General features: G+C 62.8%; 6 protein-coding genes. 2 read left to right on the top strand and 4 right to left on the bottom strand.

Annotated features, from left to right (window positions below):
- Positions 1-200: 200 nt before the first annotated feature.
- The gene (locus CLV70_RS40050) at positions 201-362 is read right to left on the bottom strand and encodes a hypothetical protein (RefSeq protein ID WP_158277945.1); all 162 of its coding nucleotides are present in this window, start codon (positions 360-362) and stop codon (positions 201-203) included.
- Between the two features lie 208 nt (positions 363-570).
- Positions 571-1,353: a transposase family protein gene (locus CLV70_RS38450; protein ID WP_106131542.1), complete on the bottom strand. Its 783-nt coding sequence runs from the start codon at positions 1,351-1,353 to the stop codon at positions 571-573.
- A 169-nt stretch (positions 1,354-1,522) separates the two neighbouring features.
- Here CLV70_RS38450 and CLV70_RS38445 point away from each other — a divergent pair, with 169 nt between their 5' ends.
- Positions 1,523-2,263: a VOC family protein gene (locus tag CLV70_RS38445; RefSeq protein ID WP_106131541.1), complete on the top strand. Its 741-nt coding sequence runs from the start codon at positions 1,523-1,525 to the stop codon at positions 2,261-2,263.
- A gap of 163 nt (positions 2,264-2,426) precedes the next feature.
- Here the strand turns inward: CLV70_RS38445 and CLV70_RS38440 are convergent, their stop codons facing one another.
- Both CLV70_RS38440 and CLV70_RS38435 read right to left on the bottom strand, forming a co-directional pair.
- A complete protein-coding gene (locus tag CLV70_RS38440; protein ID WP_106131543.1) occupies positions 2,427-3,197 on the bottom strand; it encodes a thioesterase II family protein in 771 nt (256 codons plus the stop codon).
- 460 nt (positions 3,198-3,657) lie between these two features.
- Positions 3,658-4,119, bottom strand: a complete 462-nt coding sequence (locus tag CLV70_RS38435; protein ID WP_158277944.1) for a MarR family winged helix-turn-helix transcriptional regulator — start codon at positions 4,117-4,119, stop codon at positions 3,658-3,660.
- Positions 4,120-4,387: 268 nt separating this feature from the next.
- On the opposite strand from CLV70_RS38435, the gene CLV70_RS38430 reads away from it, so the two are divergent.
- Positions 4,388-5,980 (top strand): condensation domain-containing protein (locus CLV70_RS38430; protein WP_342750455.1); only part of this gene is annotated, 1,593 nt, incomplete at its 3' end.

Raw genomic sequence — 5,980 nt, 5'->3', positions numbered from 1 at the left:
TCGGTCAACACCAGCGGTGCAGTCGGGCGCCCGGTTCGTGCCATCAACCCACCCTACACCGACTTAACAGGCGAATTTCCGGCGCAGCACACTAGTGCGCTGACCTTGAAGGGCTGCCGGTTTGCGACCCGCCGTGCCGGTGCGTGAGGTTTGGGATGTTTCGGTCCACGCTGGATCTGGCGGGGGTGGATCGAGGTGCATCATGTCGACACCCGTGTGGGCCCGCCGGTTGACCGAGGATGAGGGCCAATATCTGCTCCGGCTGGTCCGCCCACGCGGATCGCGGCCTCGATGTCGGTGGTGTCCGACGGTGGCGCGGCGACGACCGTGCTGAACAGCTGGTGCAGGTTGTTCTCGCTCATCGTTGCTCCTGGTGGTCAAGGTCCGCGCCGAGGCCCTGTTCGGTCAGAGCCCGGCGCAGGGTGGTGAGGCCGCGGCTCGACTGGGACTTCACGGTGCCCGCGGACGTGCCGAGGGTCTGTGCGGTCTGCCGATGGACAGGTCCTCCCAGAAGCGCAGCACGAGAACGGCCCGCTGGCGCGCGGGAACCGCTCCTTCATGGAGCCTTTTTCATCCTCGGTAGGTCGGGTTCTCGACGTGGTGTAGGACGAGGATGGCCTGCACGATCGCGGTCGCGCGGCGCGGGCAGCAGCGCAGCTTGACCAGGACTTTCCAGGTTTTGAGGGTGGCGTTGGCGCGTTCACCGCGGGCACGGATCCGGGCGTGGGCCCGGTTGACGGCTTTCTGCCGGGCCGACAGCCTGGGCCGGTGACGGTGGCGTTTGAACGGCGTCCGGATGCTGCCGCGGGCGTCTTGGTAGGCCTTGTCGGCGAAGGTCAACACGTCGGCGCCGGTCAGCGCGTCGATGATGCCGTGGGTGCGGGCCGCGGTCAGGTCGTGGGCGGCGCCGGGCAGGGCTGCTGAAGCCCAGACGAGGCGGCCGGTTGCGTCCGCGATGACCTGCACGTTCACGCCGTGACGCCGGTGTTTACCGGAGTAGTAGGGTTTCTGATCGGCGACTCGGTCGATCGGGATCAGTGTGCCGTCCACGATCGCGTAGGCCAGCAGACGGATCCGTGTCATCGCCGTGTCCAGGTCGTCGCCGGTTGCGGCGAGTAGGTCGACGGCCTCGCGGACGTACCGCCAGGCGGTGGCCACTCCGATCTGGAAACCGCAGGCCAGCCGGGTGTAGGTGTCGCCGTTGCGCAGATGCGCCAGGGCGAGCAGGGCTTGCCGGCCCGGGTCGAGGCGCCGCCACTTCGATCGGCGTAGCTCGCGGTGCCGGCGGATGAGGCTGGCGAGGTGGTTCAGGCTACGGGTGGACAGCGGAATCACGGCGGAGTAAGACAGCACAGCGAGGCTCCCGGTTGGGGCATCGGATCTTGGTCGACTGCTGTCTTACCGGGAGCCTCGTCCTATGTAGACGTCGGGGTGCCGTACCGGCAGCGACCTGCACCGTCACGCTGAAGATGGCTCAGTAATGGGTTGGTGCCCCTGCGGGGGCGGTCTCTATGGTCGGGCGATGCGTTTACGGCTGGTGGCAGTTTCCTTCGAGGCGTGCGACCCAGCTGGAGCGGCGCGGTTCTGGGCCGTTCTGCTCGGCCGGGAGGTGATCGAGGACGCTGTCGGGGCGCTGCTGCCAGGCGCGGGCGGGCAGCTCGGTCTCCGATTCGTTGCCGGCCGCGACGGGCTCCTCGGCGCGAACCGCATGCATCTGCACCTGACCAGCGCCGATCCGGACGAGCAGAAGCGCACCGTGGCGAGGGCGCTCCAACTCGGTGGCCGTCACCTCGACGTCGGGCAGCGACCCGAGGAGGAGCACGTCGTCCTGGCCGACCCGGCGGGCTACGAGTTCTGCGTGATCGAGCCCGGCAACGCCTACCTCGCCGGGTGCGGCGTGCTGGGTGAGCTCGCCTGTGATGGCACCCGGCAGGTCGGCCTGTTCTGGCACACGGTGCTGGGCTGGCCGCTGGTGTGGGACCGGGACCAGGAGACGGCGATCCAGTCACCGCTCGGTGGCACCAAGGTCGCCTGGGCAGGCCCACCCGTGACCCCGAAGGATGAGCCCAACCGGCAGCGCTTCGAGCTGGCCGCGGTCGCGGGCGACCGGGAAGCGGCGGTCGACGAGCTGATCTCTCTCGGCGCCACCCAGATCCACATCAGTGCCGACGGCGCGGTCCTGATGGCCGATCCCGACGACAACGAATTCAGTGTCCGGGAGACCGCCCAACCGTCCCACCTGCCCCCGGTGACCGGCCGCTGACCGTATCACCGGACCGCCGCGGAGACATTGATCGTCATCCTCGCCGATCACGACACCTGTCGACCTGGGCTCACCTACAAGATCAGGTTGGAAAAGACTCATGGATGCACCTGACCCACTTCGAATACAAATACTTACCGCAAAGTCGCTGAGATCAGCTCACTCACATCCGGTCAGTGCGGCTGAGCATGTCACGGACCACTGTCTCGGCGTGCTGATCGAGATAGAAGTGCCCGCCTGGGAAGGCCCGTGTGGAGAAGTGCGATCGCGTTGTCGCGGCCCAGGTGCTTACTTTGTCCGCGTTCACGTCCTCGTCCTGATCGCCGTAGTAGACAACCAGAGGAATGTTGAGTGCAGACGGCGGAAGGGCTGGCTGATATCGCTCGATCAGGCGGTAGTCGGCGCGTATCACCGGGAGTAGGAGATCACGAAGGCCGTCAATGGCGAAGACTTCGACGTTCACCTCACTCATCGCGCTCAACTCCAGAATGAGTTCCTCATCGCTGGCCTCGGCGAGCGACTTCGTCGCATGGCTTCCCGGCCCTAGCCGGCCGGACAGGAACAACATGCGAGGCATGACGTCAACGGCCAATGCTTCCAAGCGTATCGCGACCTCGTACGCCACCGACGCTCCCATGCTGTGTCCGAAAAACGCTGTCGGCACCCGCGCGAGGCCAAGACTCGCCTGTGCGATGGCGTCAGCGAGGTCCTGCATCCGCTCCGTCGCCGGCTCGTGGAACCGATCCTCTCGCCCGGGGTAGCGCACTGCCAGCAGTTCCACATCGTCGGGCAGCAGCACCGTCCACGATCGGAAGTAGCTTGCCGCTCCGCCGGCGTGCGGGAAACAGACCAGACGCAGCCTTGGCCGATCCGGCGCTTTGAGCGTTCGGAACCATCGGGAGAACGCATCTCGGTCAGTGTGGCTTGGCGTCATGAGGACCTCCCGCCGGCCACCGAAGTGCTCCGGCTTCGCTGAGTGCCCAACGAACAGAACCACGCGAAACCGGCCGCACCTGGGCGGTTCGTCAACCCTGATCCCCAATCCGCGGTCGCCGCGCCGGCAGCGTGTCTGAGATGAGGGTCTGCGCCAGCTGAACTTTGTACGGGCAGATCCTCGACGAGCACGTCCCAGTTGGTGCCAACGCAGGTCGGCCCGGTCGGCCGGATTATTGGCGCATCCAGCGTCGAGCCGTCGGCCGCGGTCAGCCGCAGAACTGCGCTAGAAGTACCCGGCATCCCGCTTCCCGACCGAGTCGGCGATATGAACAGCAGCCGTATCCCTTCCGGTCTGGAACGTCTTGGTCAACCACCCGATCCGCGTCGCCTTCGCGATCCGTATATCCTCGATCCACGACCGAAGATGATAGACCGCAAAGGACTGACGAAGCGCCAGGTCAGTCGTTTTGGCCCGATGCCTCATCGGGCGTCACCAATCTCTGCGCTATGGTGTGTGCCGCTTCGCGCATCAGTTCCAATTGAGCGGGTGACAGGTCCTCCAAAAAACTTGTCTCATCCAAACCGAATCCATCTAATAGATGCTCGAGCGTCGCCTCGCCTTTATCGCTGAGGCTGATGCGGCGTATGCGCCGATCGTCATGGTCTTCATGTCGAAGTGCCAGGCCAGCTGAGACGAGGCGGTCGATTATGCCGCTGAGGGTAGCCGCATTTACCCCTAGAATGGCAACCAGTTCACGGCCGTGTGTCACGTCGAGTTTGCGAAGCAGCAGCAGTATACGAAGTTGCGCTATCGTAAGCCCTGACTCATAAAGGGCTTGAGATAGCTGTTCGACAAGGGCTAGTCGAACCTGTCTGCCGGCGACGATGATCTCGTCGATTAGTTCCCCGTTTTGCCTCACCTGTACTCCAAGCTGATACGCGGGAAAAGCTTTTGGCCGATTGATACTCGCGTGAGGGAAATCATATGCTTCGCGTAACAATTCGTATCACGCGATTTCCTGACATATTAGCCCTGACTGACCTGGTCGTCCACGGTTGTGAAGGGCCAGGCGCGGGGACGTGCATCTTGCGAGTGCCTGAGCTGCACATATGATGCACTGTGATTTATATCATCGAACTTCATAGATCTTTCACAGATTACCGTGCTAGCTTTGGCGAGACGCAATTGTGAAGGGCTATGTGAATGTGTTGTCGCCCGTGTGCGCCTTTGCTGAAACGTTCTTATGCGCGGGCGGAAAAGCGAAACACCTTTCCAGGCGTGGGGGATCCGTGGAAGAGTTTACGCTGGGACGCTCTTTTCCTCTGTCTAGATCGCAACACGAGATATGGCTGGCTGCGCACCTATCGCGAAACGATCACCAGTACGTGATAGGCCAGTACACCGAGTTGCGTGGTCCCTTGGATGAGCGACGCTTTATTGATGCAGTCTCCCTTGTCGTCAATGGCCTCGATGTACTGCGCGCCAAGGTCCTGGAAGAAGCTGGCCGTCCTGTCCAGATGGTCAGGCCCTTCGACTTGTCGGCCGTGACCACCGTGGACGTGCGTGACGCGCCGGCGGATCCAGAGGTCGCTGCTCGTGCGCTGCTAGGTTCTGAGTTGCAAGAACCGATTGACGTCTCTACGGACCGCCTGTACAAGTTCAAGCTGATAAAACTAGAGGATGAGATCTACTGGTGGTCGCAGGTCTATCACCATATCGCTGTCGACATGTTTGGTGTAGATCTCATCTCGCGGCTCGTCGCTGATGCTTACAACTCCGATGGCAGGCCCTTATCTCTGCCGCGATCGTCCTTGGTGGACGCGTTAGACAGTGAAAGAAAGTATCTCGAAACCTCTCAGTACACCGAAGATCATCAGTACTGGCGTCAGACCCTGTCCGGATGGTCCGGGTCGGCCCACTACTTTGGAAACGGGAGAGATGGAATTGCTCCCGTCTACAAACGTGAGTCGGTTCAGATCCCCGAGCGTGTACGAGAGCGTATCGCAAAGGCGATCAGGACGTACGGAGTTACCGGTCTAGAGGTAGTCCTGGCCGCCTGTGCCGCTCTATTGCATCGGCTGACGGGGGAGACTCCGGTCTTCATCGGAGTTCCAACCCTCGGGCGCGCTGATCGAGGCCGAGCTGCTTCTCCGTTGACCTCAGCCAACCTGCTCCCTCTTCGCATTGATGTGCACCCGCGAACATCAGTTACTGAATTGCTACTTCAGGTTTCGGAGCGACTAAAAGAACTCAGGGCGCATTCGCTCTATCCCGGTGAAGAAATAGCCCGGGACCTGGAGCTCCGCGGCGGCATTCGATCGAACCTCCCGCTTGTGGTGAACTCAATGCTTCCCATCTCGAGACCGCTCGAGGTCGAGAGGTGTACTGCGCATACGAAGAACCTGTCACTCGGGGCTGTCAGCGGGTTGGCAATAGCCATTCTGGGGCGGCCGGAGGCGCCCGGTACGACTCTCCACTTCGATGCCGGCCAGGTTGAAGATTCCCCTGTCTTCTCGGCCTGCGGACCCGCTGGCGTTCTCCGGTTCCTGGACACGTTCCTCGAAGCCGGTGCAGAAGCGAACTCCGTGAGACGGCTGGACCTGCTCACCACCGAGGAACGCCAGAAGCTGCTGGTGTCCTGGAACGACACCACGACGCCGGTCGGCCCGCAAAGCCTGCCGCAGTTGTTCGAGGCGCAGGCGGCCAAGCGCCCGCAGGCCACCGCGGTGGTCTTCGAGGACCAGCAGCTCAGCTATGCACAGCTCAACGAGCAGGCCAAC

It is taken from the genome of Pseudosporangium ferrugineum, from assembly GCF_003002065.1.
In the GTDB taxonomy this organism is placed as follows: Bacteria; Actinomycetota; Actinomycetes; order Mycobacteriales; family Micromonosporaceae; genus Actinoplanes; species Actinoplanes ferrugineus_A.
This window is presented reverse-complemented; position numbering and strand designations above follow the sequence as displayed.